The 25938-nt window shown below is 62.7% G+C and carries 24 protein-coding genes; 6 read left to right on the plus strand and 18 right to left on the minus strand.

What is annotated here, in order from left to right; genetic code table 11:
• Positions 1–44 precede the first annotated feature (44 nt).
• Entirely contained in the window at positions 45–371 is a 327-nt protein-coding gene (locus tag R5R73_RS12450; RefSeq protein WP_110637055.1) for a hypothetical protein, read from the plus strand.
• Between the two features lie 22 nt (positions 372–393).
• Positions 394–618, plus strand: coding sequence for a DUF4236 domain-containing protein (locus R5R73_RS19295; protein WP_110637058.1), 225 nt, complete (start codon positions 394–396; stop codon positions 616–618).
• Between the two features lie 194 nt (positions 619–812).
• On the opposite strand, the gene R5R73_RS12455 is transcribed toward R5R73_RS19295, so the two are convergent.
• A complete protein-coding gene (locus R5R73_RS12455; protein WP_322527693.1) occupies positions 813–2453 on the minus strand; it encodes a PilZ domain-containing protein in 1641 nt (546 codons plus the stop codon).
• 291 nt (positions 2454–2744) lie between these two features.
• A complete protein-coding gene (locus R5R73_RS12460; RefSeq protein WP_322527694.1) occupies positions 2745–4742 on the minus strand; it encodes a diguanylate cyclase in 1998 nt (665 codons plus the stop codon).
• A gap of 1363 nt (positions 4743–6105) precedes the next feature.
• Between R5R73_RS12460 and R5R73_RS12465 the strand changes: the two genes are divergently transcribed.
• The 3 genes from R5R73_RS12465 (at position 6106) to R5R73_RS12475 (ending at position 8311) form a co-directional block, all read left to right on the plus strand.
• Positions 6106–6804, plus strand: a complete 699-nt coding sequence (locus tag R5R73_RS12465; protein ID WP_276232439.1) for an amino acid ABC transporter substrate-binding protein — start codon at positions 6106–6108, stop codon at positions 6802–6804.
• An 89-nt stretch (positions 6805–6893) separates the two neighbouring features.
• Entirely contained in the window at positions 6894–7568 is a 675-nt protein-coding gene (locus R5R73_RS12470; protein ID WP_071231278.1) for an amino acid ABC transporter permease, read from the plus strand.
• Positions 7565–8311: an amino acid ABC transporter ATP-binding protein gene (locus R5R73_RS12475; protein ID WP_322527695.1), complete on the plus strand. Its 747-nt coding sequence runs from the start codon at positions 7565–7567 to the stop codon at positions 8309–8311. Before R5R73_RS12470 ends, R5R73_RS12475 begins: the two co-directional genes overlap by 4 nt.
• A gap of 99 nt (positions 8312–8410) precedes the next feature.
• Here R5R73_RS12475 and R5R73_RS12480 read toward each other — a convergent pair whose 3' ends face one another.
• Together R5R73_RS12480 and R5R73_RS12485 are read right to left on the minus strand one after the other, a co-directional pair.
• Positions 8411–9895, minus strand: a complete 1485-nt coding sequence (locus R5R73_RS12480; RefSeq protein WP_322527696.1) for a sodium:solute symporter family protein — start codon at positions 9893–9895, stop codon at positions 8411–8413.
• Complete coding sequence (locus R5R73_RS12485; protein ID WP_071231281.1) at positions 9885–10115, minus strand: hypothetical protein; 231 nt, start codon at positions 10113–10115, stop codon at positions 9885–9887. Before R5R73_RS12485 ends, R5R73_RS12480 begins: the two co-directional genes overlap by 11 nt.
• A gap of 223 nt (positions 10116–10338) precedes the next feature.
• On the opposite strand from R5R73_RS12485, the gene R5R73_RS12490 reads away from it, so the two are divergent.
• A complete protein-coding gene (locus R5R73_RS12490; RefSeq protein ID WP_071231282.1) occupies positions 10339–11157 on the plus strand; it encodes a DUF1206 domain-containing protein in 819 nt (272 codons plus the stop codon).
• A 161-nt stretch (positions 11158–11318) separates the two neighbouring features.
• On the opposite strand, the gene R5R73_RS12495 is transcribed toward R5R73_RS12490, so the two are convergent.
• The 14 genes from R5R73_RS12495 to R5R73_RS12560 all read right to left on the minus strand — a co-directional run bounded on the left by R5R73_RS12495 (position 11319) and on the right by R5R73_RS12560 (position 25643).
• Entirely contained in the window at positions 11319–11924 is a 606-nt protein-coding gene (locus R5R73_RS12495) for a HupE/UreJ family protein (RefSeq protein WP_322527697.1), read from the minus strand.
• Between the two features lie 31 nt (positions 11925–11955).
• On the minus strand, positions 11956–12618 hold the full coding sequence (ureG, locus tag R5R73_RS12500) for an urease accessory protein UreG (RefSeq protein WP_071231284.1): 663 nt from the start codon (positions 12616–12618) through the stop codon (positions 11956–11958).
• 86 nt (positions 12619–12704) lie between these two features.
• Entirely contained in the window at positions 12705–13382 is a 678-nt protein-coding gene (locus R5R73_RS12505) for an urease accessory protein UreF (protein ID WP_276232442.1), read from the minus strand.
• A 13-nt stretch (positions 13383–13395) separates the two neighbouring features.
• The gene (gene ureE / locus R5R73_RS12510) at positions 13396–13956 is read right to left on the minus strand and encodes an urease accessory protein UreE (protein WP_071231286.1); all 561 of its coding nucleotides are present in this window, start codon (positions 13954–13956) and stop codon (positions 13396–13398) included.
• 95 nt (positions 13957–14051) lie between these two features.
• Positions 14052–15758 (minus strand): urease subunit alpha, encoded by a 1707-nt coding sequence (gene ureC, locus R5R73_RS12515; protein WP_322527698.1) that lies wholly within the window; start codon positions 15756–15758, stop codon positions 14052–14054.
• Entirely contained in the window at positions 15758–16096 is a 339-nt protein-coding gene (locus R5R73_RS12520; RefSeq protein ID WP_322527699.1) for an urease subunit beta, read from the minus strand. Before R5R73_RS12520 ends, ureC begins: the two co-directional genes overlap by 1 nt.
• 165 nt (positions 16097–16261) lie before the next feature.
• Complete coding sequence (locus R5R73_RS12525; protein WP_110635824.1) at positions 16262–16564, minus strand: urease subunit gamma; 303 nt, start codon at positions 16562–16564, stop codon at positions 16262–16264.
• 176 nt (positions 16565–16740) lie between these two features.
• Entirely contained in the window at positions 16741–17679 is a 939-nt protein-coding gene (locus tag R5R73_RS12530; RefSeq protein ID WP_071231290.1) for an urease accessory protein UreD, read from the minus strand.
• Positions 17676–18371 (minus strand): urea ABC transporter ATP-binding subunit UrtE, encoded by a 696-nt coding sequence (gene urtE / locus R5R73_RS12535; RefSeq protein WP_110635821.1) that lies wholly within the window; start codon positions 18369–18371, stop codon positions 17676–17678. The genes R5R73_RS12530 and urtE overlap by 4 nt, the downstream gene beginning before the upstream one ends.
• Positions 18371–19228 carry an urea ABC transporter ATP-binding protein UrtD gene (gene urtD, locus R5R73_RS12540; protein ID WP_071231292.1) on the minus strand — a complete coding sequence of 286 codons (858 nt, stop codon included), beginning with the start codon at positions 19226–19228 and terminating at the stop codon, positions 18371–18373. Before urtD ends, urtE begins: the two co-directional genes overlap by 1 nt.
• Positions 19225–20316, minus strand: a complete 1092-nt coding sequence (urtC, locus tag R5R73_RS12545) for an urea ABC transporter permease subunit UrtC (RefSeq protein WP_322527700.1) — start codon at positions 20314–20316, stop codon at positions 19225–19227. Before urtC ends, urtD begins: the two co-directional genes overlap by 4 nt.
• Complete coding sequence (gene urtB / locus R5R73_RS12550) at positions 20313–21947, minus strand: urea ABC transporter permease subunit UrtB (protein ID WP_322527701.1); 1635 nt, start codon at positions 21945–21947, stop codon at positions 20313–20315. Before urtB ends, urtC begins: the two co-directional genes overlap by 4 nt.
• Positions 21948–22039: 92 nt before the next feature.
• Positions 22040–23353: an urea ABC transporter substrate-binding protein gene (gene urtA / locus R5R73_RS12555; protein ID WP_110635894.1), complete on the minus strand. Its 1314-nt coding sequence runs from the start codon at positions 23351–23353 to the stop codon at positions 22040–22042.
• Between the two features lie 490 nt (positions 23354–23843).
• Complete coding sequence (locus tag R5R73_RS12560) at positions 23844–25643, minus strand: acyl-CoA dehydrogenase C-terminal domain-containing protein (RefSeq protein ID WP_322527702.1); 1800 nt, start codon at positions 25641–25643, stop codon at positions 23844–23846.
• Between the last annotated feature and the right edge of the window lie 295 nt (positions 25644–25938).

Genomic DNA, 25938 nt, shown 5'->3' on the forward strand with positions numbered 1-25938 from the left:
GGGATGAAGGCTATGCTCAAATGCCGAGACTCAGGCAGGTTCCCATGAATATCACGCATCTCGAACACGCCATCATTGCAGCGGGCATTCAATGCCTGCTGTGGCCATTCGTCGGCCGCTGGGTCGGCGGTTCGTTGATCGTCGCAGTATTTCTGGGGCGCGAGATCGCCCAGCACGAGTACGCCGGTGGCGGTCCTAACAGTGTCGGCCATTTTTATGGACTGCTGCATCACTGGTCACCGGACTCGGTCTTCGATGTGCTCTCTCCCGCCGTCGCGTGTGCCGTACTGGCCTTGATCGTTCCCGCCAGCCAACGGTGGCGAACGCTGAAAAGCCAGCGAACGAACCAGGTCAGCCGTAGTCAATCGTGAAGAGACTTTCAGGAGATACCGAATGGGGCTTCGCTTTCATCGTACCTTGCGGTTGGCGCCCGGGCTACGGATCCGGCTCGATAACCATGGACCGACGCTATCGGTCGGCCCTCGCGGCGCCAACCTGAACTTCAGCCGGCGAGGAATCCATAGCCACGCCGGCCTCCCCGGTTCCGGGGTCTATCACCGGCAACCATTATGGGAGCGGAAATCACGAGCGGGCAGAACGAGGAAGAAAAGGCGGTGATCGCGTAGTGAAAAAGCCCCGGCCCGAAGGCCGGGTAAGTACGCAGGGGATTGTCCCCAGCGTCATTATCGACCGACACTGCCGAGGCAGAAGACTGAATTGGCTAGTCAATCCAGGGGATTTCCCTCACCGGGAACCTCGCCAGACCGTGCGCGCCATGCGGAGAAGTTCGCCTTCTATACCTGACGCTTCGTCTAGATCTTGGCGGTCTTTACCCCGTAATCCGCCGGGTTGACGATGTCTTCCAGCTTGCCGATCTGCAAGAAGTCACTTTTGTCGAGCACGCTGCTGATGTTGGTATCCGGAAAACTCAGGTTCTTGACGACGTGGACCTGGCACGGCATTCCCTTGCCGTCGATATCCATGACCCAGACGAGGAAGCCGCCCGAGAACTTGGCCAGGCTACCAATCGGGTACAGCCCATACAGCTGGATATACTCTACCAGTACCGTCTTGTCATAAGCCTTGCCCGCCTCATGAATCATGCGGTAGGCATCGATGGGTGAACGTGGGGGAATACCGTTGCGCGCATGCATCAGCTTGTTGATCATCTTGATCACCCCGATCACCCGAATCAGTTCCGAAAGCTGTTCGTTGCGCTTGCCTGCCGGGTAGCCGGAGCCATCCAGACGTTCGTTGGCATTCTCGATCACATCGCGGCAGACAGGGCTGGGCTCCCACTCCAGTTCACGCAGCTTGTTGCACAGCACCCCCACATGCCCTCGAAGTATCTCCTTCTGCGCCGGGTTCATGTTTACCTTGAGCGAAGGCAACTTTGCGCTTATCAGTAGCGGCTTGCCCATTGTATGCAGCAAAACGCCCAGAACCGCCTCGCGAATCTGGGGGGCGTGTGGGTCGCGAACCAGCAGCAGGTCGGTCAGTTGGCCCGCCACTTGGACGGCATGCCTGACCCAGTCCGGATAATCCCGCAGGAACGCCAGGGAATACAGGAAAGCCTTGCGGTCCTGCTCCACCAGATAGCGCAGAGTATCGACGCAATCGTAGAAGATCTCGACGGGAAACAGGTCGCGGGTTTTCATGTACATCAACCCCACCTGGAGCTGATGAGCGATGTCCGTGACGCCGCGTTCCATCGGCGACTGGCGAGCGCGTTTTTCACGCTCCTGGGCTTCACGCTGCAGAATCTTTCTCTCCTTGGCACCCGGGACGAACAATGGAGCGTGCTGGGTCAGTTTTTCGTTGGATCCCGTCAGGTAGGCGGCCTCTCGCTCCGATTCATTGACGTACCGAAACAGGGCCTCCGTCTGGGAGGTCGAGGTATTGACGAATTGTACCCCGACCGCGGCATAGCCATGATTGCCGAAAGGGCGAATATGGCGAATCTTGCCTTCGGAGAAGAAGCTTTCGCCATTGGGGAATTCCAGCGTTATTCCCGGAATTTCCTGCCCCACGCTGATCGCAACGCTTTCCGCCAGATCGATGTCGACCATGCAACCGCCGATCGACAGATTGCGCAGCCTCCCCGGCACATTGAGCTCATGCAGGTAGACCTCGAGGCCCACGCGGGCCTGCATGCCGAGGATGAACGGAATGCGAACCGCCCCTCGATTCTCGTGCACGAAGACCGATTCCGGAAGCTGGCACTCCAGGCGGTACTGTGCGCTGTCCGTCTTGAGCAGCTTGGCTTCGACGTTGCTGAGACTGTAGGTCTCGCGCTCGATGCCCTGCGGCCCTTTCAGCGCCTCCAGATCGAAGCTTACGCCGCCACGGGTCAGGTACCGTTCGATCTCCGATCCGGCATACTCCACCTCCAGCACCAGGCGGCCTGTCTGCAGGTCCAGCTCCGCTATCTCTGCCTTGAGAGGGTAGGCCATGTCCTTGGTGTATATGGATAATTCATGCGTATGCTGCAGAAGGGCACGAATCACATTCGCCGATGGGTTTTCATAGGGTATCGAGGCGGCCATATTAGTACCTGCGCGCAAAATATCGGCTTTTATTAATATACATCAATGACTTATGTATTTTTTTACTATATAGGCGACTATATACCTCTTATTGGGCGGGGCAACCTTTTTGGCAGCAATTTCGGCGCTCGGGGGGCCAATGACGCAACGGTAGCGTGGTGGCCTATTTATCCTTATCGGCAAGCAAGCCGTCGTCTTTTAGACCGGCTGCCAATGTGCCTGGTTACGCCCCGCCTCCTTGGCAATGTAAAGCCCCTGGTCCGCGCGCTTGATGGCTGGTTTCAGTGAAGTTTCACCGGCATTGACCAGCGTTACGCCCAGTGAGGCGGAATAGGCCAACTGCCCTTCCTCGTTGACATCGCCCCCGACTTTGACCGGTGTCGCCACGACTGTCTGGCGAAGGCGCTCGGCCACCTGCATGGCCTCGTCGTCGCCGGTATCGGGCAGCAGCACGGCAAACTCCTCCCCGCCCATGCGACAAAGCACGTCGCCGTCGCGCAACTGGCCGCGCGCCGTATCGGCAAAGGCCTGCAGTACCAGATCCCCGACGTCGTGCCCATAGCTATCATTGATGCGCTTGAAGTGATCCAGGTCGATAGCGATTAGACTGAGCGGCGCCCCGCTTCGCTGTGCACGCGCGATCTCCAGCGCCGCCTGTCCCTCAAGATAACGTCGGTTACCTAGCCCGGTGAGCGGATCGGTCATGGCCTGCCGTTCCAGACGTGCCTCCAGCCGCTTGCGCTCGCTCAGGTCGAAGACCGTGGTACGGGCGTACTGGAAGCCATCTTCGGTGACCTGCGCAGTGGCCTGGATCGCCACCGGAAGGACCGTGCCGTCGCGGCATAGCAGTTCGCACTCGGCCGCCCCTTCCTGCCCCTTGCCCAGCACCTGCTGAAAGGCGGCATCGAAAGCCTCTCGGGTTTCCGGGGTGACGAAATCGCGATACAGACGCCGGTCGATGATCTCGTCGGCGCGATACCCCAGCCACTCGAGCTCGGTGCGGTTGATCTTGACGATCCTTCCCTCGCTATCGAGCGAGTGATAGCCACAAGGCGCGTTCTCGTAGAGATCCTGGACCTCGCCAGCATACTGACGCGCCTCTCGGGAAAACAGCAGCGCCCGTTGCCGCAGGCTACGCTGCCGATCATGGCTGAGCACCCAGAAAATGCCGACGGCAACCGACAGCAGATAGACCAGCGCGATGGCCAATATCTGCGCCGGGTTCTCCAGCAGAAGGCCCGGCAGGCTGGGCCTGGGTGTCACGATTCCGAGCCGCCAAGGCTGCGTATCCGGCTGGCTCATGATCATGCCCGCCTGACTGCGATAGTGATTCATGCGTATGTCGTGGGTGCGGAACCACAGGATCTGCTCGCCGATGCCCGCCTCTCCCCGATTGCGCGAAGTCATGGCCTGCCACGTATCCGGCCAGGAGGTCGCGAGCGTCTCCCCGAACGATATGCCTTCGGTATCAGGAAGCAACCAGCGGCCCTGAGCGTCTACCAGCAGCGCCTGGGCATGATTGGCCTCCATGGCTTGCGAGAGGCTAGCCGTAATGCGGAACCAGTCCAGAGCGAAGAACACCACGCCTAGCCGCACGCCGTTGTCGTCGAACACCGGCGTGACGATATCGATGACGGCCGTCTTGGTCCCATCACCGTTACTGTTCGCCCCCGGATGCGGTGGCGATATGTAGAGCTCGCGAGGTTGCAACTGCATGGCTTCCTGAAAGGCTTCCGTCGCGGCGTGATTGACCACCGGAGGAACGGGTTGCAACTGGGCCGTGGTGGAAGAGAGCTGCTCACGCCCATGGGTATCGAGCAGCGTCAGGCGGGTATAACGGCCAAAGTGCGTCAGCAAGGTGTTAAACAGCGCCTCCAGCTGTTTCAGCTCGCGCCGGGATTCGATGTCCTGAGCAGGCGGGGGGAGCGCACTCTGGCGGCTCGCCAGGTAATGACGCAGAAGAGGAAACTCCGCCGTCGCCAACACCTGGTTGAAGCTCTCGTTCATGTCCTGGAGCAGCACTGCATACTTGGCTCCCAGCAAGGCCTCGGCGGCCCCGCGCGTACCATCCAACCGCTCCTCCAGGTAAGCCGCGAAGAAGGGATAGAGCATCATCGTCACTACAATGACCGGGAGAAGAGAGGCCACGACCAGGCGGGCCCAGAGCGCTTTCAGCAACGGCGAAATCTCGTACAAGGCCAAAAGCCGGCCATATCTCCGGCAGCGCATCCGGTGCTGCCAACAGGCTGGGCAGGGTGCCAGCTGGCCCCTGCAGATGAATCCGGCGCAGTATCTATCAGAACTTTCCTGGCGTCATCAAGAACAATGGTGGTTGCAATCAACGGATTACTACCCCACGGCACAATCCAGTGATGGCATTGGCGCAGCCTGCGATAGCCGCACGCCGGAACACGCCATGAGCGGTTATGGCACACCGATCCGGGCATGATCGACGCGCAGCGAAACCGCAACACCTGACACTGGTACCAGGGCGACGTGCAACGGATCAATGAAGAATCGGTACTGCTGCGATACCGAAAGCGAAAAATCTGACAGCAAAAAGGCGGGCCTCTCGGCCCGCCTTTGACTCACCACCTGAACCTGGACTTCCTGTCCTGTTGTTACTGCCTGCGTGTTACTGCTTGCGTTGCGTCATCCTGACGAAGCGTGGCTCACGGTAATACTTTAGCCTTGTCATCCTCTCCCTGAGTCCGACAGGCTGGCAGTCTTCCCTGACTGCGGATCCAACTCACCTGATACGTCCTCGACCCCATCCTTGGGCTGGTGAATCAGCTAACGAAATTAAAGTTATACAAGAGTTATCTTCAGGTCAAGTTTTCATCAAATTCTTGCTGCCGGGAATGAAAGCCACACCGGCATCGAGAAAGAGTTGGAGAGAAGAGAGAATCCTCTGAAGAGGATCGAGCCTCCTTGGAGAAGAAAACCGACGGAAGGACGCCGGCTTTCGGGACACCTGCCTAAACGAGTGCCATGGAACTCAATGCCAGAGGCGAAAGAGACCATGCAACACTTTCGCCAGCCATGCGCCAACCCTTCCTGAGCGATCCTGAGCCTTTCGGCTCGTTCCTTGGCCCATGCCACTAACCAACGCCGAGCGCAAGTCCCTTGGTCACGTCCCTGCAGCAGCCTTCACAGAAAGAACTGGGCAAATGTTAGATCAATACATTACAGACAGCAAAGATCAGTACAGATTGTTTCACCGCAATCTCTCGCGGGGCGTCACGCGAGGGCTCGCCGATTCATCCGATCGCCTCGCTTGTCTGCTCTCTGGGTCCGTAGAATGGAGCCATAGTCTATGATCCTAGGTATAGATGCCCATAGACGGTCCCATAGCCCCAAACGAATGGGCATATAAATTATTTTTCTTATTACCAAAATTGAAATTCCGCTATCCTGCCGTCACTGGATTCAACCAATGACGCTGATTCATTCACCCTCTACTCTCCGTCAAGGATCTGCTCACATGCCAAAACGACCCTCTCAAATTCTCCCATGGCGCCGAACGGCGCTGGCTCTGGCACTAACCTCCCTGAGTGCTATGACGGCTCAAGCGGATACGCTGCGAGTCGGCATGTCGGGCAGTTATTACCCGTTCACCTACGTCGAACAGGACAAGCTCAAGGGCTTCGAAGTCGACCTGATGAACGCGATCGGCGAGATCACCGGCGACGATGTCCAGTTCGTGACCGCCAGCTTCTCCGGGCTGGCCGGCATGCTGGACTCCAGGCGGATCGATACCATCGCCAACCAGATCACCATCACGCCGGAACGCCAGGAGAAATATCTCTTCAGCGAACCTTATGTCTATGATGGTGCCCAGATCGTGGTCCGCAAGGGTAACGATGCCATCCACGGCGTCGAGGACCTCAAGGGCAAAACGGTCGCGGTCAATCTCGGTTCCAACTACGAGCAGTTGCTCAACGAGCTTCCCTATGCCGATGACATTACGATCAAGACTTACGACTCCAATATCGAGCAGGACGTCGCCCTGGGGCGTGCCGACGCCTTCGTCATGGATCGTGTCAGCGCTTCTCAGGTGATCAAGGACAAGCCGTTGCCGCTACAGCTGGCCGGCCAGCCTTTTTCCAAAATCGAGAACGCCTATCCGTTCCGTGACGACGAGGCGGGAGAGGCGCTGAGGAACCGCATCAACGACGCCTTGGCCCAGTTGCGCGACAGCGGCAAATTGAGCGAACTTTCTCAGAAGTGGTTCGGGAACGACATTACCCAGCCCTGACCGAATCTCGCATCGACGGCCCATGACGCTGACCGGCGTCATGGGCTTTTCCGTTATCCAAGGTCGCCAAGCGCGGAGCACCAAGCCCTATGCACGCACTCGATTTCGACTACATGCTGGGCCTGGTGCCCATTCTTCTCGGTTATCTGCCACTGACCCTTGCCATGGCGGCCGCCGGCATGGCCTGTGCGCTGGTACTGGCGTGCCTGCTGGCGATCGTAAGGGTGACCCGTATTCCCGGCCTCAACGCCGTTGCGCTGCTGTTCATCTCGTTCTTTCGCGGCACGCCGCTGCTGGTTCAGCTGTTCCTGTTCTACTACGGGCTGCCCCAGGTACTGACCTTCCTGGTCGCGATCAATGGCATCACTGCCACCATTCTCGGTCTGACGCTCCATTTCTCCGCCTACATGGCGGAGTCGATCCGCGCTGCCATCGTGGGTATCGACCGAAGCCAGACCGAAGCGGCACTCTCCATCGGCATGACACGTGCACAGTTGATGCGAAGGATCGTGCTGCCACAGGCGACCCGTGTCGCCACGCCGACACTGATGAACTACTTCATCGACATGATCAAGTCGACATCGCTGGCCTTCACCCTCGGCGTCACCGAGCTGATGGGGGCAACCCAGAAGGAAGCCGCTGGCAGCTTTCTCTACTTCGAGGCCTTCCTGGTGGTCGCGGTGATCTACTGGATCGTGGTCGAGGCACTCTCCTGGGTGCAAAAATGGCTGGAACAACGGCTCAACCGGGCGTATCAGCGATGATCGAACTCAAGGGCATTCGCAAGCAATTCGGCGACCATGTCGTCTTCGACGGCATCGATCTCGCTCTCGAGCGCGGCGAGATCATCGTCATCGTCGGCCCCTCCGGAACCGGCAAGTCCACCCTGCTGCGCTGCATCAACTTTCTCGAGACGCCCGATGCCGGCCATCTGACCGTTGGCGATCTCAGCTTCGACGCGACGCAGGCGACCCGTGAACAGATCCTCGCGCTGAGACGGCGCACGGCGTTCGTGTTCCAGAACTATGCGCTGTTCGCCAACAAGACCGCGCTGCAGAACATCGCCGAGGGCATGATCGTGGTCGACGGCATGCCCAAGGCCAAGGCCTACGCCAGAGCCCGCGAGATTCTCGAGCGCATCGGCCTGGCCGACAAGGCCGATGCCTACCCCGCCTCGCTCTCCGGGGGCCAGCAACAGCGCGTGGGCATCGGCCGGGCGATGGCGGCCAACGCCGACGTGATCCTGTTCGACGAGCCGACCTCCGCGCTGGATCCGCAATGGGTGGAGGAAGTGCTGGGACTGATGAAGCAGCTCGCCGCGGAACATCAGACCATGATCGTCGTCACTCACGAGATGCAGTTCGCCCGCGAGGTCGCCGATCGCGTGGTATTCATGGACCAGGGCCGCATCATCGAGCAGGCGCCGCCGGCGGAATTGTTCAGCCGGCCCAGGGACGAGCGCACGCAACGGTTTCTGCGCAAGATTCTGGCGACGAACGTCGTCTGATCGACGCTCGCCGCCAGCGGGATCAGCGCGACGAAGGCGCTCTAGAAAGCGTTGGCGCGCCGACGGCAGAAAATCGTCGGGAGCGATTCTCGACACCGCCTAGCGGCGTCCCGAAGGGAGCCTGCCAGGGATGGCAAGCTCAAAGAAGCGCTCCACCACGTCGTCTCTCACCGGCGGCGTCAGGCAGGAGACGATCACGAACAGGGGCAGGTTGATCATCAACCCCCAGAACCCGGCGTGAATGCCGAGCGGATTGGGCCAGACCAGGGTGAACGCCAGCGTCACGCTGAACCCGCTCAAGATCCCGGCCAGCACGCCCCACCGTGACGCGCGGGTCCACAGGAACATGCCGATGAAGGCCGGCAACACTTGCGTCGCGAACCCCAGCCCCACCAACAGGATCATGATCAGATTGCTCGGCTCGCTGATCGCCACCGGCGCCACGATCAACGCCATGATGGGAATCAGCAAGCGACGAGCGAGGCGCGCGGTGGCCGCATCGCCGAGGCGAAACAGCGGCTGAGCGATATCCTTGGCATAGGCCATCGATACCGAATGCAGAAACGGCTCGCAGGATGACATGGCAGCGGCCAGCGTTCCCGCGCCCAGCAGACCCACCAGCCAGCTCGGCAGGTTCTGCAGCGCGAATTCGAGCGCCACGGTATCGGCCCGGCCCAGATTGGGGAGCGCGGTGATGCCGATGAAGCCCACCACCACCATCGGCAGCACGACGATATAGTAGGTCGGCAGCCAGGTCGCGCTGCGCCGGATCGTGTCGGCCGAACGCGCGCTCATCCACTGGCTCCAGACCGGCGGCATGAACGAGAGCATCGAGACGATGATCGACGTGGTCCAGAACGCGAAACTCATCTTGCCATCGGCCCCCGGCAGGGTCAGAAACGCCGGCCGTTCGACAGCCAGGCGCTCGAAGACGCTTGCGAACCCCATCTCGCCGGTAGCGTGATGAGCCGCCCACAGCCCGACCGTCCAGGCCACGACCAGCATCAAGATGCCCTGAAAGGCGTTGGTCAGGCCGATGGCCCGCTGACCGCTGACATAGAGATAGATCGCGATGACGCTCAGAATCACGATCACGCCGGCCCAGACCGGGATCCGCCCACCGCTCATCACCGACAGGATATAGGCGGACCCTATCGTCTGGAGCACCGCATAGGCCAGCGAGCCGATCGACATCACCAGGGCCGCCAACCCGCCGAGCAGCGGACTCTGATAGCGGTCGGCGATCGCCGCGCCCTGGGTGACATGCCCGAAACGTTGGCCGAAGGCCCACACCTTGGGGCCGCAATACCATGCCACCAGCGCCAGATAGGAGAGATAGATCACCACGTAGAAGACGGCAACGCCCTTGCTGTAGGCCCAGCCGGGCGCGCCCATGAAGGTGTAGGCGCTGATGCTGCCCGCCGCGATCAGCAGATAGAGCGTTATCGGCCCCATGCTTCGCCCGGCAACGCCCCACTCCTCCAGGCTATCCATCAGGTGCCCGCCACGGGCGCGCAACCCGATGAACAGCGCAACGCCGATGTACCCCAGGGTGATCCACAGCGGCAACAGACTAGTCGTCATGTGATGGCACCCGCAGCCAGCGATTGGCGAGGAGCATGGCCAGCCAGCACCCCAGCACGATCACGTAGGTCCATATTGCGAGCCAGGGCAGCCCCAGCCATAGCCGCGGCTGGTTGAACCAGCCGATCACCGGCCACAGCCCCAGAGCGATCAGCGCCACGAACGCCAGGGTCAGGATCCATCCCTTACCCGAACGTGGGCGGACGACATAATGTTTCATCGATGTGTCTAGCCTTTGCAAAGTCTGGCCTGTGAAGAATCTGGCCTTTGAAGAGTCTCGTCTTTGAAGGGTCTCGCCTTCGAGGAGACTCGTCCCTGAAGTGTCTGGCGCCGCAAGTCCGAAGCGCCATAGAATCATACCGCACCGAGCGTTGAGGCCCGGCCGCCGTATCGCGAAGCCATTTTCTCTTCTAGGCTAGTAGCGCTCAATCATAGGGAACGGCATGAAAAGGATTCACTTCAGCCTGCGCGAGTGGCTGCAACATACCGCATCGGCAGGCTATGTCGCCAAGGGAATCATCTACCTGACGATCGGTTGGCTGGCGCTACTCACCACGATAGGACTTGGCGGCAGCGAAAGTGGCGCTTCGGACGTCATTCGCAAAATCGCGCTGTGGCCGTTCGGACGCGTGCTGCTGGCGCTGATGGGCCTGGGGCTCACCGCTTACGTCCTGTGGCGTCTGGCCCAGGCGTTCTGGGATACCGAGCGCAAGGGCAACGACTGGAAAGGCTGGCTTCAACGGCTGGGGTTCGCGATCAGTGGCGGCCTCTATGCCACGCTGGCCTGGCAATGTGCCACGCTGATCTTTCACAGCCTTTCCCAGTCCCAAGGCAGCGGATCCTCCCAGAACACCGAACGGCTCATGGGAATTCCGGGCGGCCGCTGGCTGCTGCTGGCCATCGGCCTCGTCTTCGTCGGCGTCGGTTTCCATCAACTGGTGCGCGCCTGGCGACGCGCCTATCGCAAGAACTGGCATCTGCAAAGCCGACCCAACCCACCCCTACCCCTGCTCGAGGCCATCGCCCGGCTCGGCCTGGCGGCCCGCGGTGTCACCTTCCTGCTGATCGGTGGGCTGCTCGCACTAGCTGCGTGGCGTCTCTCGCCCGGCGACGCGCAAGGTCTCGGCGCGGCCCTGGACCTGCTGGCTCATCAGCCCTTCGGCGACTGGCTTCTGGGCGCCGTGGCCGTCGGCCTCATCGCCTATGGCGGCTACTGTTTCATCAATGCCGGCTACCGCCGGGTACGTCATCCGCGGCACTGATCGATCATCACGAAGCGCGCGGCTCCGGAACGACCGGCCGAAGATCGAAGGCAACCGGGTTCCATAGAGAAAGCCGCCCAAGTCGGGCGGCTTCCAGAGGCTGGGACCCGAAGGCCCCAGAGAACTGTTCCGTTTCTGATACGACGCGGCTCGGCCGACAATCAGCCCAGCATCAGCGCACCGCCGGCGGCGGCGATAGCGGCACCGATACCGCGCATCCAGCGGTTGTCGCGCTGCATCAGCCAACTGCCGGTCAAGCGACCCAGCAGCGTGATACCCACACTGGCGATGACGAAGCCGAGCGCATAGAGCGCCGCCGACGCGCCCGGTGCGAGCTCGCTGCCGTGGGCGTGGCCGTGCAGCAGGATGAACGCGAAGACCAGCGTTCCGCCCAGCGCGCTGGGGAGCTTGACCAGACTGGCCACCAACACCCCTGCCAGCAGAACGCTGGAGGCGATACCGAACTCGACGCCCAGCAGCGGCACGCCACCCCAGGCGAGCCCGGCACCGGCGACCATGCCCAGCGCAATCAGCAGCGGCATGGCACGGCGAAGTGCGGATGCCTGACGGCAGCTCCACAGCCCGACCGCCAGCATGGCGAGCAGATGATCGAGGCCGGACAGCGGATGCATCAGGCCTGCCAGAAAGCTGCCGCCGTGGGTGTGCGGCAGCGCGCCGGGGTGCGCCACGGCCGCCGAGGCAGCCAGCATCGCCACCGGCGCGGCCAGCCAGGCCAGACGTCGGGCAGTGAAGGTGGATGACATCATGATGGTTCTCCTTGAATGATACGGACGCAAGTCAGTTGGCGCTCAGCAACGCCTGATCCTCGATGGCTCGGCACGCCTCACTGCGTCGATCCGGCAGCATGCCGCGATCGAGAATGAAACGAACGATCGTCTCGACACCGACGCCGTCGTGCAGATTGGTGAATACGAAAGGACGTTCGCCGCGCATCTTCTTGGCGTCGCGCTCCATCACCTCGAGCGACGCGTGAACGTAATCGGCAATATCGATCTTGTTGATGATCAGCAGATCCGACTTGGTGATGCCCGGCCCGCCCTTGCGCGGAATCTTGTCGCCGGCGGAGACGTCGATCACGTAAAGCGTCAGGTCCGACAGTTCGGGACTGAACGTGGCGGCCAGGTTATCGCCGCCGGATTCCACCAGCACCAGTTCCAGCGCGGGATGGCGCGAGTGAAGGTCATCGATGGCCGCCAGATTCATCGAGGCATCCTCGCGAATCGCGGTATGCGGGCAACCCCCGGTTTCCACGCCGATGATGCGGTCCGCGGCCAAGGCATCGTGGCGCAGCAGGAAATCGGCATCCTCGCGGGTATAGATATCGTTGGTCACCACGGCGATATCGTAGTGCTCGCGCAGCGCCAGACAGAGCTGCTTGAGCAGCGCAGTCTTCCCGGAGCCTACCGGACCGCCGACACCGACGCGTAAACAGTGCTTCATCTTGTTGCTCTCCTATTCCCTTCACCTTCAACTGCTGTCTCGTCCGAAGACGCTGAATGAATCGCGGTATTCGGACGGCGTCTTCGTCAGCTGCGGAACAGCCGTGAATACTGGGTCTCGTGCAGCGCGCTTGCCAGCGCCAGGCCCGGCAGGGCCGGACCCAGCTCGGCATCCGTGAGCCGATTGGCCGTTTCGACGGCACCGGCCAGTTCGGGCCGAAGCCGCTCGATGAGCCGCTGCGCCGCCGTCTGCCCCAATGGCAGCGCCTTGCAGGCAGCCGCCAGCTGGTTTTCCAGCCATGCCCAGGCAAAGCCGAGCTGGGCATCCTCCACGGCAATGCCGCGCCGATGGGCCAGCCAGGCGAACAGCGTGACGTAGGCCGGGCGCTGCGGTAACCAGCCGGAAGCCGGCAACAGATCGAGATCATCCAGCAGGCGGGCCAGCGCCTGCCCCAGACGCAGGTCCTCCTCTGCCAGCTCGGCGGTCTCGCGGTTGGCCTGGAGCCAGTCGTTCCAGTACTGCAGCGACTCGTGATCTCCCACCGTCCAGGCGGCCTGAAGCCGAGCCAGAACCGGCAGCTCACATGACGTCAGACCATCTTCCAGCACGCCGGACAACCACGCATCCAGACTCTCTTCGTCGCTCACCCAGCCCAGTTCGAAGGCGCTCTCGAGACCTTGTGACCAGGCAAAGGCACCGATCGGCAAGGCCGGACTGACCAATTGCATCAATCCCATCAGCGCCAGCGGATCACGTTCACGCATCGGCTACCACCGCTCAATGCTCATGGTTATGACCATGACGGTGGGCCAGGTGTGGCTGGAGGTCGTAGACCTGCCCATGGCCGTCCGCGGGATCGTGATGGTGACCATGATCGTGCCCATGTCCGTGACCGAGACCCTCGGCGTAGGCGCCCGGCTCGGGATCGAACGGCGCCTTGTGTCGCTCCAGCGTCGCGCCCAGTCTCGTGGCCAACGCCTCGAGAACATGATCCGGCGGAAAGCGTACCCAGCCGCCCCCTTCGCCGTGGCCGATCGCCAGTTGCACGTGCCGGTTACCCAGGTGATAACAGAGCCGGGCCAGCGCCAGGCCGGACGGGACCGATGCCGTCACGACAGACTCATCAGCGGCCCGGATGGCGACGATCTCGCCGGTTTCGGCGCGCAGCAGCGCCCCATCCCGCAGCACCGGTCCGCGATCCAGAAAAATGCCGATCTCGCGCCCGCCATTGCTGATCGCCTTCAACCGTCCCCGCATTCGCAGTTCGAACGGTAGCGTTACGCTGTCGAGGGCCTCGGCGTCGGACGTCGCCTCCAGCCGTTCAATCAATTTCCACATGTCTGTTCGCCTCATGAAGGCCAATACCGGGCACCCGGAATAACCAGACGATAGATAATCGAAAAAGTGCCCTGGCCGACGGTTGAATATCCCACTCAAAAAAGATGATAACGCTGCGCCAGCGGTAGTTCGGTCGCCGGTTCGCAGGTCAGCAGCTCGCCGTCGGCACGCACTTCGTAGGTTTGCGGATCGACGGTGAGATGCGGGCAGGCATCGTTGAGCTTCATGTCCCTCTTGCGCACGCCCCGTACCTGCCTGACCGCAACGAGCTCGCTCTCCAGCCCCAGCCTTGCCTTGATCCCGGCATCCAGCGCCGCCTGACTGACGAAGCTCAAGCGAGTCGCACTGGCGGCCTTGCCGAAAGCGCCGAACATCGGCCGATAGTGTACCGGTTGCGGTGTCGGAATCGACGCATTGGCATCCCCCATCGGTGCGGCCGCGATCATGCCGCCCTTGATGATCAGCGCCGGCTTCACGCCGAAGAATGCCGGGCTCCACAGCACCAGGTCCGCCAGCTTGCCGACTTCGACGGATCCCACTTCGTGGCCGATGCCATGGGTCAGCGCCGGGTTGATAGTGTATTTGGCAATGTAGCGCCGAGCACGGAAATTGTCTGCGCCCAGCGCTTCGTCTTCCGGCAGCAGGCCACGCTGCACCTTCATCTTGTGGGCAGTCTGCCAGGTGCGGCAGACCACTTCGCCGACCCGCCCCATCGCCTGCGAATCGGACGAAATCATCGAGATCACGCCCATGTCGTGGAGGATGTCCTCGGCGGCGATGGTCTCGCGGCGAATGCGCGAATCGGCGAAGGCCACGTCTTCGGGAATGTTCGGGTCGAGATGGTGGCAAACCATCAGCATGTCGAGATGCTCGTCGATGGTATTGACCGTATACGGCCGGGTCGGATTGGTCGACGACGGCAGCACGTAGTCCTTCGAGCAGGCGGTGATGATATCGGGCGCATGGCCGCCGCCCGCGCCTTCGGTGTGGTAGGTGTGAATACCGCGTTCCTTGAACGCGGCGATCGTGTCCTCGACGAAGCCGGATTCGTTGAGCGTATCGGTATGGATCGCCACCTGGACATCGTATCGTTCCGCCACGCTCAGGCAATTGTCGATCGACGCGGGAGTGGTGCCCCAGTCCTCGTGCAGCTTGAGCCCGATCGCACCGGCGACGATCTGCGCTTCCAGGGCTTCGGGCAGGCTGGCGTTGCCCTTGCCGAGCAGGCCGATGTTCATCGGCAGGGTATCGACCGCCTGCAGCATCTTGCCCAGATGCCATTCGCCCGGCGTACAGGTGGTAGCATTGGAGCCGGTGGCCGGCCCGGTACCGCCGCCGAGCATCGTGGTGACGCCGCTCATCAGCGCCTCTTCCACCTGCTGCGGGCAGATGAAATGGATATGCGCGTCGATACCGCCGGCAGTCAGGATCTTGCCCTCGCCAGCGATGATTTCGGTGCCCGGACCGATGACGATCTCGACCCCGGGCTGCACGTCGGGGTTGCCGGCCTTGCCGATGGCGGCGATCCGGCCCTTCTGCAGGCCGACATCCGCCTTGACCACGCCCCACCAGTCTAGAATCAGGGCATTGGTGATGACCGTATCCATGACCGAATCGTCGTGTCGCTGGCTCTGTCCCATGCCGTCACGGATGACCTTGCCGCCGCCGAACTTGACCTCGTCGCCGTAGACGGTGGCATCGCGCTCGACCTCGATCCACAGTTCGGTATCGCCTAGGCGTACCCGGTCGCCGACGGTCGGGCCGTACATGTCGGCATAGGCTTGTCGGGTGATCTTGACCATCAGTTGATACCCCCGTCGTTTTCAGCGGACCCATCCAGCAAGCCCATGACGTCGCCACGGAAACCGTAGATGCGGCGTCCGCCGACGTAGGGCACCAGCGTTACCTCACGGGTCTGTCCCGGCTCGAAGCGAATCGCCGACCCCGCCGGCACATCGAGACGGTAACCCCGGGCCCTGGCGCGATCGAAGGTCAACGCCGGATTGGTTTCGGCGAAGTGATAGTGAGAGCCCACCTGCACCGGCCGGTCACCGGTATTGGCCACCGCCAGCGTGAGCGTCTCGAGACCGACATTGAGCTCGATCTCGCCGTCCTGAATCTGCATTTCACCGGGAATCATGCTTACCGTCCTTCTTGTTTACTAAACCGCAGTGACCGAGGGAATGAGCGAGCGAAGGCCAGACAAGGCGAATCTCGGCGAGCCAGCGGAGTTGACTGGGTGCTCAATGAGCATGGGAAGCCGAGATTAAACGCGGTATGGCCGAGCGCAGCCATTCCAGTGCGCTTAGACGATGGGATCGTGAACGGTTACCAGTTTCGTCCCATCGGGGAAGGTCGCCTCGACCTGCACTTCATGAATCATTTCGGCGACACCGTCCATGACGTCCTCGCGGGTCAGGATCTCGCGCCCATAGCTCATCAGCTCGGCCACGCTGCGCCCGTCACGCGCCCCTTCCAGAATCTCGAAGCTGATCAGCGCCATCGCCTCCGGGTAGTTGAGCTTGAGCCCACGGGCCCGGCGCCGTTCCGCCAGCTGCGCGGCGCTGAACAATAACAGCTTGTCTTTGTCTCTCGGGGTCAATTCCATCGCGACGGCTCCCTGACTTTTCGCGTTGTTCAATATTCATTCGACTTTCCAGCTACGACTGCGCCGGCTTCGGGGCGCTAAACAGCAGCTACGAGCTACGACTGCGCCGGCTTCGGGCAGCGCAAACGACAGCGTCGGGCTTCGTCGACCAGTATCCGTCGCCGTCGGCATGATGACTACGTGTACCAGATCCGCGGTTCGCACGCCTCGCGGCCGACCAGTAGCGGCCTGAGCACATGCCAGGCCGCCTGGCAAAGCGCCCACGCTTCATTGCGCGAATCGCCGAGATAACGCAGCAGCAGCACGCCATGACGCTGGGTCACGGCCCAGTTCGGGCTTGCCGACAGCGCGTCTCGCACCGCTTTCACCGCCTGGCTCGGATCCGTCAGGCCGGCTGCCCACAGTGTCGCCTGGACCGTCGCGCCGCCCTGCCCCCACCGCCCCGAAAAGCGCCGGTGCAGCGGGTCCAGCGGTTGCCGCTCGAGCCATAGCGGCCGACCGTCGTGAAGCAATTGAAAGCGCTGCTCGATGCGGCCGCTCTCGAACGGGAGAGCGCTGGCCGGACGCCCCAGCGCCATGATCTCCCACCCCAGGCAGCGCGCATTGCCCGTCAGCGAGATCTCGGTGCGCTGTTCCCCTTTCGAACCGTCGAAGGCGATCGTTTCCTGGGGCAGCCACTCCAGCAACCCGCCATCCTCGACTTCAAGCCGGTTGGTCTGGGACCAGACCACGCCGTGACTGTCCGCCCGATAGAGCTTGGTCGCCGCCGGCGTGGTCAGCACGGCATGCGCCGAAGCCTCGACGTTCACGTCGATCTTGAGGGCATCGCCGCTGACCAGCCCCCCCGGCGGATGCAGCAGGTAGACATGGCACGGATCGGCCAGCCCGGCCCGGGGCGATTCCGGATAGAACGACCGCTGCACCCGCAAGGGGCCGTGATGTCGCGCTCGGGTCAATCGCGTGCGCCTCATTGGCGCCGCGCCGTTGGATGCCGCGTCCATGGTGCGAACCGCAAACGCGAGCGACAGCGACGCCTCCCAACGCCGGGTCGCATCGAACCGGTGCCCCGAATCGGCGGGGGCCGCCTGCCAGTGGCATGAAGGATCTACCGTCATACTGTCAGATGTCGCTTGATCAGGTCGTCGCTCAGTTCGGCGATATCGCCACCGGCCACCGCCTGGCCACGATCCATGATCATGAACTTGTCGGCGTACCGCCGGGCGAAAGGCAGTTTCTGCTCGACCAGCAGCACGGTCAGGCCATCCTCGCGATTGAGACGCCGGATGACTTCGCCGATCTGCGCGACGATGTTGGGCTGAATGCCCTCGCCCGGCTCGTCGAGGATCAACAGCCTGGGGTCGAGCACCAGCGCCCGACCGATCGCCAATTGCTGCTGCTGGCCGCCGGAGAGGTCGCCACCGCGACGATAGCGCATCTCCTTGAGCACCGGGAACAGCTCGTAGATACGCTCGGGAATCCGGCGCTGCCTGTCTCTTCTCGCCGGCAGGCCGATGCGCAGGTTCTCCTCGACCGACAGGGTGGCGAAGATCTGACGCCCCTGGGGCACATAGCCGATCCCCAAGCCCGCCCGCGCTTCGGGTCTTCGCTTGAGCAGTTCCTCGCCGTCGAAGCGAATCGCCCCGCTGCGCGCCGCCACCTCGCCCATCACGGTCTTGAGCAGCGTCGTCTTGCCGACGCCATTGCGTCCCATGACGCAGGTACAGCGGCCGGCGGGCACATCGAGCGACAGGTCGCGGAGGATGTGACTTTCCCCGTAGTACTGATTGAGCTTGTCGACGCTCAGCATCAGGCCGCCTCCTCGTCGCCGCCGAGATAGACCTCGATCACCCGTGGATCGCTGGCGACCTCGTCCATGGTCCCTTCCGCCAGCACACTGCCCTGGTGGAGCACCGTAACCTGCCTGGCGATCGAACGCACGAAGCCCATGTCGTGTTCGACGACGACCACCGACTGCTGGCCTGCGAGGCGCGTCAGCAACTCGGCGGTGCGGTGCATCTCCGGCTCGGTCATGCCGGCGACGGGCTCGTCCACCAGCAGCAGGCGGGGCCGCTGCATCAGCAGCATGCCGATCTCGAGCCACTGCTTCTGCCCGTGCGACAGCACGCCGGCCAGGCGATGCCGCGCCGAGGCCAGGCCGATGGTCTCGAGCACCTCGTCGATACGCGCCTGGCCTTCCCGGTCGAGACGAGCCAGCAAGGTCTTCCAGACCCGTCGGTCGCCGGCCATCGCCAGTTCCAGGTTCTCGGTCACGTCGAGTGCCTCGAAGACCGTGGGCTTCTGGAACTTGCGGCCGATTCCCAGATTGGCGATCTGCGGTTCGTCCAGCGTCAGCAGGTTGTGTCGGCTGCCGAACCAGACCTGGCCGTGATCCGGTCGGGTCTTGCCGGTGATGATGTCCATCATCGTCGTCTTGCCGGCCCCGTTGGGGCCGATGATGCAGCGCAGCTCGCCGTCATCGATGGTCAGGTTGAGCCGATTGATGGCCTGAAAGCCGTCGAAGCTGACGCTGACGTCCTCCAGGTAGAGAATCGGGCCGTGGCGCACGTCCACCGGAGACTGCGCCGGCGCCATGAAGTCGAAAACACGATCCGGGCGTGCGAATTCCCGCAACCTGTCGAAGCGAGTGCTATCGATCACGCTCATGCGCTCACCTCCTGTCGATCCTGCTCTTCTCCATCGCGACGCTTCCCGCACCAGGCCGAGATCACCCCGGCAATGCCCTGCGGCAGCAGCATCGTGACCAGCACGAACAGTCCCCCGAGAATGAACAGCCAGGCATCCGGCATCACCCCGGTCAGCACCGTCTTCAGGTAATTGACCACCAGCGCCCCCAGCAGCGCGCCATAGAGCGTCGCCCGCCCGCCGAGCGCCACCCATACCACCACCTCGATCGAGAACAGCGGCGCGAAGGTACTGGGATTGATGATCCCCACCTGGGGAACGTAGAGCGCACCGGCCACCCCGGCGATCATCGCCGAGACCACGAACAGCGCCAGCTTGACGTGGTCGACCCGGTAGCCGATGAAGCGCACCCGGGCCTCGGCATCGCGGGTCGCCACGCTGACCCGGCCAAGGCGTGACACCGTGATCGCTCGACACAGCCAGAACGCCAGCAGCACTGCCATGCCGGACGCCACGAACAGCGCTACGGTCATCCCCTCGCTCGCGAGCGAAAAGCCCAGCAGCTCGTAGAAACGCGTCAGCCCGGTACTGCCGCCCATGCCCATCTCGTTGCGATTGAACGCCAGCATCAGCGCGAAGGTCAGCGCCTGGGTGATAATCGAGAAGTAGACCCCGGTCACCCGCGAGCGAAACGCCAGCCAGCCGAATACCAGCGCCAGCAGACCCGGCGCCAGCAGGATCGCCAGTGCCGCCACCGGGAAGTAGGCCATGATCGACTGCCAGCCGGGCAGCGGTGAGGTCTGCGCGTTGAGATAGAGCCCCATCGCATAGCCGCCCAGGGCAAAGAAGGCGCCATGTCCCAGGCTGAGAATGCCGAGATAGCCCCAGATCAGATCCACTGCCAGCGCCAGCAGCATGTAGGTGAAATACTTGCCGAGCAGCGATACCGTGGCGTTGCTGACGTGCCAGGCGCTCGATTCCGGCAAGGCGTTCAATACCAGCACCACCAGCATGCCGCCGATCAGCACCAGGCTGGTCAACAGCGTCGAGCGGGAAAGGAACGCCTGACGCGACCGATCACGTTCGTGCAATAAGGTTTGGGTCGTCATGAGGTCCGCCCCTTGGGTGCAAAGATGCCCTGCGGGCGCTTCTGGATGAACAGGATCACGCCGACCAGCACGATGATCTTGGCCAGTACCGCGCCGACCCAGGGCTGCAGCACCTGATTGATCACGCCGAGCGACATGCCGGCCACCAGCGTTCCCCACAGGTTGCCGACCCCGCCGAAGACCACGACCAGGAAGGAGTCGACGATATAGCCCTGCCCCAGGTTGGGGCCGACGTTGGTCAACTGGGACAGGGCGACCCCCGCCAGCCCGGCGACGCCAGCGCCCAGCCCGAACGTCAGCATGTCGACACGGGTGGCACGTACGCCCATGGCGCGGGCCATCGCCCGGTTCTGGGTTACCGCACGCACCTCCAGCCCCAGCCGGGTATAGCGCATCAGCGCCCACAGGCCGGCAAAGACCACCAGGCAGAACAGCAGCACCGCCAGCCGGTTGAGGGTCAACGACAGCGCCTCGTTGATCTGCCACGCCCCTTGCAGCCAGTCCGGCGAGGTGACGCGACGATTGAGCGGCGAGAACACGCTGCGCACCAGCTGCTGCAGGATCAGGCTGAGGCCGAAGGTGGCCAGCAGCGTCTCCAGCGGACGGCCTTTCAGGAAGCGGATCACGGTGCGTTCAATCACCACCCCGAACGCACCGGCAACCAGGAAGCCGCCGGGAATGGCCAGCGCCAGCGCCAGTCCCGGCTGCCCCGGTAGTGCCTGCTGGATCATCCAGGTGGTATAGGCGCCGATCATGATCAGCTCGCCATGGGCCATGTTGATCACGCCCATGACGCCAAAGGTGATCGCCAGACCGATCGCCGCCAGCACCAGAATCGAACCGGCACTGAGGCCGAAGAACAGCGTCTGTGCACGGTCGTACCAGGCGCGCTTGCTCTCGATGCCGCCAAGGACCGACTGCGCCTCGGCGGCGAGCTCGGAATCACCGGCGGCGATCGGGGTCAACGTGTTGCGCACCCGCGTATCGAGATTGCCGCGCAGGGTGTCGAGCGCGTCGATATCGCCTTGCTGGACATCGTAGAGCGCCAGCGCGACATCGAGCTGGCCGCGAACGGATTGGCTCTCCTCGTCGTCGCGCATGGCGCGAACGCTATCGGCGTTGTCGGCCGTGACTTCGCCGATCATACGCCCGGCGGCCGCCAGCCGAGAAGCCTCGTCGCCGGCGCTCAGGGAGAGCGAGGCCAGCAGCCCCTGGATACGGGTGCGCAGATCGTTGTTGATCTTGAACGCCTCGACCGTGCGTCGTGTGCCGGTACCGGCGTCCTCGAACGTGATGGCATCGATGATCGGCCACTCGCGGCCGCTGTCATCGGTGATGATGTAGAAACGCTCGCCGCGACGCTCCTTGCCCAGGCGGCCGTCGAGCAGTGCCTGCAGCCAGCGCGTCTTCTGCTCGGCGCCGCTCTCGGCGATCGCCTGGGCGGCGTCGCCCTTGGCCTGGAAGCTGCGCGTGTCGAGCGCTTCCAGCAGCGCTCGGGCCTGCGCATCACTGACAGCGGCCGCCGCCGTCTGGCTGACGGAAAGGCCCCATGCCATCAGCAGGCACAGCAGCACGGAATGCATCAGCAGGCGCGTCAGACAACGGCCTGCCAAGTGTTGAGTCTTGATCATGTTCGTTCCTCGACACCGCCCTTTCGGTGCGGTGTCCGCCCCAGGTTCTGCTCGATGCCGCCGGCGCCCGTTCGAGCGCCGGCGGCCTGGCTTCATTCGGCGCCCGGGCCGTCTTCGCAGGTCATCGACTCGACGTCGAGCTTGCCGCAGCGCAGCGGTGCTCTCCAGTCGCTGATCAGGTTCTTGGAGTCCGGCAGGTAGTCCGACCAGGCATCGCCGGCAACCGTCGTCGGCGTCTGCCAGACCACGCTGAACTGCCCATCGTCCTGGATCTCGCCGATCATCACCGGCTTGGTGATGTGGTGGTTGGGCATCATGGTGGAAGCGCCGCCCGAGAGATTGGGCACGGTCACGCCGATGATCGAATCCTTGACCGCGTCGACATCAGTGGTCCCGGCCTTCTTGACTGCCTGGGCCCACATGTTGAAGCCGATGTAATGCGCCTCCATCGGATCGTTGGTCACCGCTTCGTCATTGCCGGTGTAGGCGACCCAGTCGTCGATGAAGTCATAGTTGGCGTCGCTGTCGACGCTCATGAAGTAGTTCCACGCCGCCATGTGCCCGACCAGCGGTGCGGTATCGATACCGGTCAGCTCCTGCTCGCCCACCGAGAACGCGACAACGGGAATGTCGCCCGCCGAAATGCCCTGGTTGGCGAGTTCGTTGTAGAACGGCACGTTGGCATCGCCGTTGATGGTCGAGACGACGGCGGTCTTCTTGCCCTGGCTGCCGAAATCTTTGACCTGCGAGACGATCGACTGCCAGTCGCTGAAACCGAACGGCGTGTAGTTGATCATGATGTCGTCGCCGGCGACGCCGTTGGCCTTGAGATAGGCTTCGAGAATCTTGTTGGTGGTGCGCGGGTAGACGTAATCGGTGCCCAGCAGCGCCCAACGCTCGACGCCCTGGCTCATCAGGTAGTCGACGGCCGGGATCGCCTGCTGATTGGGCGCGGCGCCGGTGTAGAAGATATTCTCCGAGGACTCCTCGCCTTCGTACTGCACCGGGTAGAACAGCAGCCCGTTGAGCTCCTCGACCACCGGCAGCACCGCCTTGCGAGAGGCCGAGGTCCAGTTGCCGAAGATGACGTCGACGCGATCGTCGCCGGTCAGCATGTCGCGAGCCTGTTCGGCGTAGAGCGACCAGTCCGATGCCGGGTCCATCACCACCGGCTCTAGCTGGCGACCGAGCAGACCGCCGGCGTCGTTCTGCTTGTCGATCAGCATCAGCATTTCGTCCTTGAGCGTCGACTCGCTGATGGCCATGGTGCCTGAAAGCGAATGCAGAATGCCGACACGGATCGGGCCTTCGTCCTGCGCCTGGGCAAGGGCGACGTTACCGAAGCCGGCAAGGCCCAGCGTCAGCCCGGAAGTGGCAATCAACTTGCGAAGGGAGGTTGTTGTCATCGGATTCTCCTGGTCGTGGTCATGACCCTTGGTGATCGGCCTGGCGATCATGGATATTCGCGCACCAGGCGCGGCTATCGATCCGAGAACCCTATGCATTTTCCGTGCCTTGATCGTCTTCCTCGCCATTCTTGTATACAAAAAAGAGAGAAAAGCGCGGTAAATTCCATCAATGGGCAAGAATTTGGTGCAAACAAAATTCCCTGGGCACCACAGGATTGTCGTTAATGGTGCATGAACCGCCGATGCCGCGCGGTCGCCGCACCATTTTTGAACAAAAAGACAGCGCCATCATGGCTGGCGCTTCATGAGAGTGCATGAACAACCCGGCAGGCCGCCGAGGTCGGCTCGAAACGTTCTCGAACCGACACGGCGATAAGAAACGAAGAGGCGATAAGAAACGAAGAGGCGACGCCCGATGCGCGCCGCATGGCCCAGGAGTCGATGGGACTGGGGCCCGACGGGGCCGAGACAATCGGCAGAGGCAGAATTAGAACAGGTGCCGATCCAGTGCCATCAACCCTTCCGGGCCGGCAGCGATCTGACGCTCCAGAGACTCGCTCCGCGGCAGCTGGCGCTCCAGGAAGTGCCGCCCCACGACCAGCTTCGCCTGGTAGAAGTCTTTCCCGGCCGGGCCGTTTCCGGACAGACCGCGATTTGCCGCGCGGGCGGCCTTGAACCACATCCAGGCATAGAGAGCGTGGCCCAGCAGATGCAGGTAATCGTGGGCCGCCGCCCCCGCGGCAGCCGGTTCCTTCCCGGCGGCCTCGATCAACGTGGCACTGACCCGCTCGAGCCTTTCCAGTTCACGCATCGCCGCCTCCCGGAACGGCCGCAGCGCCGGCTCGATATCATCGCCGCCGCCGAGGTCTTCCCGCACCCGCTCGACGAGGCGCTTCACGTATGCTCCCCGATTGCGCGTCAACTTGCGCCCGACCAGATCCATCGCCTGGATGCCGTTGGTGCCTTCGTAGATCATCGCGATACGGGCATCGCGCACGTACTGTTCCGCGCCCCATTCGACGCAGTAGCCATTGCCGCCATAGAGCTGCTGCGCCTCCACCGTGGCCGCGAAGCCGCGATCGGTGAGGAACGCCTTGGCTACCGGGGTCAATAACGCAACCAGGTCCGCCGACGCGTCACGCACCTCAGCATCGGGATGGTACTTGGCCCGGTCGAGCTCGCTTGCCACGAACGCCGCGAACAGTCGGCCTCCTTCATTCCAGGCGCGGGCGTCGAGCGCCATGCGTCGCACGTCGGGGTGGACGAGAATCGGATCGGCAGTCTGGTCCGGCTCGGCAGCGCCGCCGGGCGCCCGACTCTGGCGCCGCTCGCGGGCGAACGCCATCGCGCCCTGATAGGCGACGTCGCCCAACCCCAGCCCCTGGAGTCCGATCGAGAGCCGCTCGTAGTTCATCATGGTGAACATGGTCGCCAGCCCTTGGTGCGGCTCGCCGATCAGGATGCCTCTGGCCTCTTCGAAATGCATGACACAGGTGGCGCTGCCCTTGATCCCCATCTTGTGCTCGAGCCCACCGCAAACCACACCGTTGGGCTCGCCGAGCGAGCCATCTTCGTGTACGCGACGCTTGGGCACCAGGAACAGCGAGATACCCTTGGCACCTGCCGGCGCATCCGGCAACTTGGCCAGTACCAGGTGCACGATATTCTCGGTCAGGTCATGCTCGCCGCCGGTGATCCAGATCTTGCTGCCGGTGATGGCATAGCCGCCGCTGCCATCGGGCACGGCGCGAGTCTTGATGAGCCCCAGGTCGGTGCCGCAGTGCGGCTCGGTCAGACACATGGTGCCCAGCCACTCTCCGGCATAGAGCCGCGGCAGATAGAGCGCCTTGGTGGCCTCGTCGGCGTAGGCATCGAGCAGCAGTCCGGCGCCGTTGTTGAGCGCCAGATAGAGCGCGAAGCTCGCGTTGCTGGCATAGAGCATTTCGTCGAAAGCCTGGGTCAGCAGCTTCGGCAGACCCTGCCCGCCATGGTCGGGATTGCCTCCCAGTCCGCACCAGCCGCCTCGTGCCAGTTCGAGAAAGGCCTCTCTGAACCCGGCCGGCGTCCTTACCTTGCCGCCTTCGAAAAGGCACCCTTCGGCGTCGCCGCGCTGGTTGAGCGGAAACAGCTCGGCCTCGACGAGGCGCCCGGCCTCTTCGAGGATGGCATCGGCGAGTTCGGCGTTGAGTTCGGCGGTGGACGGCATCGCCTGCCATTCCTGCTCGGCATGGAACACTTCGTCGCGAACGAAGCGCATGTCTTCGAGCGGTGCACGATAATCGGCCATTGGAACTCTCCCGGCGGGCTTCAAACATTCGTTTCAATATGGCCATGACTATAAGGGAGAAGAGCGGCGGCCTTCACTCTGACCTTGGTCTAGACCTTGCCTGAAAAGCGCCTGCGCTTATCGGCTTCCCATACTGCATCCGGCCTTCCCTCCCGTGCCGAACGCTGCCATTGGCGACGTCTTTCACCGTATCTGCGGCAGGAAGCGCTAAGATTACTTCGAGACGGTTGGAACGACCGACTTGATTCAGGATAATTGGCAACTTGCGTGTTCCCGCGGATACGTCAGACTGAGA

The organism is Salinicola sp. LHM (genome assembly GCF_034479735.1).
Classification (GTDB): domain Bacteria; phylum Pseudomonadota; class Gammaproteobacteria; order Pseudomonadales; family Halomonadaceae; genus Salinicola; species Salinicola salarius.

What these genes read in the sequence shown, in the direction of transcription:
- R5R73_RS12450 (WP_110637055.1), top strand. Translation starts at nt 45, where the DNA reads ATGAATATCACGCATCTCGAACACGCCATCATTGCAGCGGGCATTCAA.
- R5R73_RS19295 (WP_110637058.1), top strand. Translation starts at nt 394, where the DNA reads ATGGGGCTTCGCTTTCATCGTACCTTGCGGTTGGCGCCCGGGCTACGG.
- R5R73_RS12455 (WP_322527693.1), bottom strand. Translation starts at nt 2,453, where the DNA reads ATGGCCTACCCTCTCAAGGCAGAGATAGCGGAGCTGGACCTGCAGACA.
- R5R73_RS12465 (WP_276232439.1), top strand. Translation starts at nt 6,106, where the DNA reads ATGACGGCTCAAGCGGATACGCTGCGAGTCGGCATGTCGGGCAGTTAT.
- R5R73_RS12470 (WP_071231278.1), top strand. Translation starts at nt 6,894, where the DNA reads ATGCACGCACTCGATTTCGACTACATGCTGGGCCTGGTGCCCATTCTT.
- R5R73_RS12475 (WP_322527695.1), top strand. Translation starts at nt 7,565, where the DNA reads ATGATCGAACTCAAGGGCATTCGCAAGCAATTCGGCGACCATGTCGTC.
- R5R73_RS12480 (WP_322527696.1), bottom strand. Translation starts at nt 9,895, where the DNA reads ATGACGACTAGTCTGTTGCCGCTGTGGATCACCCTGGGGTACATCGGC.
- R5R73_RS12485 (WP_071231281.1), bottom strand. Translation starts at nt 10,115, where the DNA reads ATGAAACATTATGTCGTCCGCCCACGTTCGGGTAAGGGATGGATCCTG.
- R5R73_RS12490 (WP_071231282.1), top strand. Translation starts at nt 10,339, where the DNA reads ATGAAAAGGATTCACTTCAGCCTGCGCGAGTGGCTGCAACATACCGCA.
- R5R73_RS12495 (WP_322527697.1), bottom strand. Translation starts at nt 11,924, where the DNA reads ATGATGTCATCCACCTTCACTGCCCGACGTCTGGCCTGGCTGGCCGCG.
- ureG (WP_071231284.1), bottom strand. Translation starts at nt 12,618, where the DNA reads ATGAAGCACTGTTTACGCGTCGGTGTCGGCGGTCCGGTAGGCTCCGGG.
- R5R73_RS12505 (WP_276232442.1), bottom strand. Translation starts at nt 13,382, where the DNA reads ATGCGTGAACGTGATCCGCTGGCGCTGATGGGATTGATGCAATTGGTC.
- ureE (WP_071231286.1), bottom strand. Translation starts at nt 13,956, where the DNA reads ATGTGGAAATTGATTGAACGGCTGGAGGCGACGTCCGACGCCGAGGCC.
- ureC (WP_322527698.1), bottom strand. Translation starts at nt 15,758, where the DNA reads ATGGTCAAGATCACCCGACAAGCCTATGCCGACATGTACGGCCCGACC.
- R5R73_RS12520 (WP_322527699.1), bottom strand. Translation starts at nt 16,096, where the DNA reads ATGATTCCCGGTGAAATGCAGATTCAGGACGGCGAGATCGAGCTCAAT.
- R5R73_RS12525 (WP_110635824.1), bottom strand. Translation starts at nt 16,564, where the DNA reads ATGGAATTGACCCCGAGAGACAAAGACAAGCTGTTATTGTTCAGCGCC.
- R5R73_RS12530 (WP_071231290.1), bottom strand. Translation starts at nt 17,679, where the DNA reads ATGACGGTAGATCCTTCATGCCACTGGCAGGCGGCCCCCGCCGATTCG.
- urtE (WP_110635821.1), bottom strand. Translation starts at nt 18,371, where the DNA reads ATGCTGAGCGTCGACAAGCTCAATCAGTACTACGGGGAAAGTCACATC.
- urtD (WP_071231292.1), bottom strand. Translation starts at nt 19,228, where the DNA reads ATGAGCGTGATCGATAGCACTCGCTTCGACAGGTTGCGGGAATTCGCA.
- urtC (WP_322527700.1), bottom strand. Translation starts at nt 20,316, where the DNA reads ATGACGACCCAAACCTTATTGCACGAACGTGATCGGTCGCGTCAGGCG.
- urtB (WP_322527701.1), bottom strand. Translation starts at nt 21,947, where the DNA reads ATGATCAAGACTCAACACTTGGCAGGCCGTTGTCTGACGCGCCTGCTG.
- urtA (WP_110635894.1), bottom strand. Translation starts at nt 23,353, where the DNA reads ATGACAACAACCTCCCTTCGCAAGTTGATTGCCACTTCCGGGCTGACG.
- R5R73_RS12560 (WP_322527702.1), bottom strand. Translation starts at nt 25,643, where the DNA reads ATGGCCGATTATCGTGCACCGCTCGAAGACATGCGCTTCGTTCGCGAC.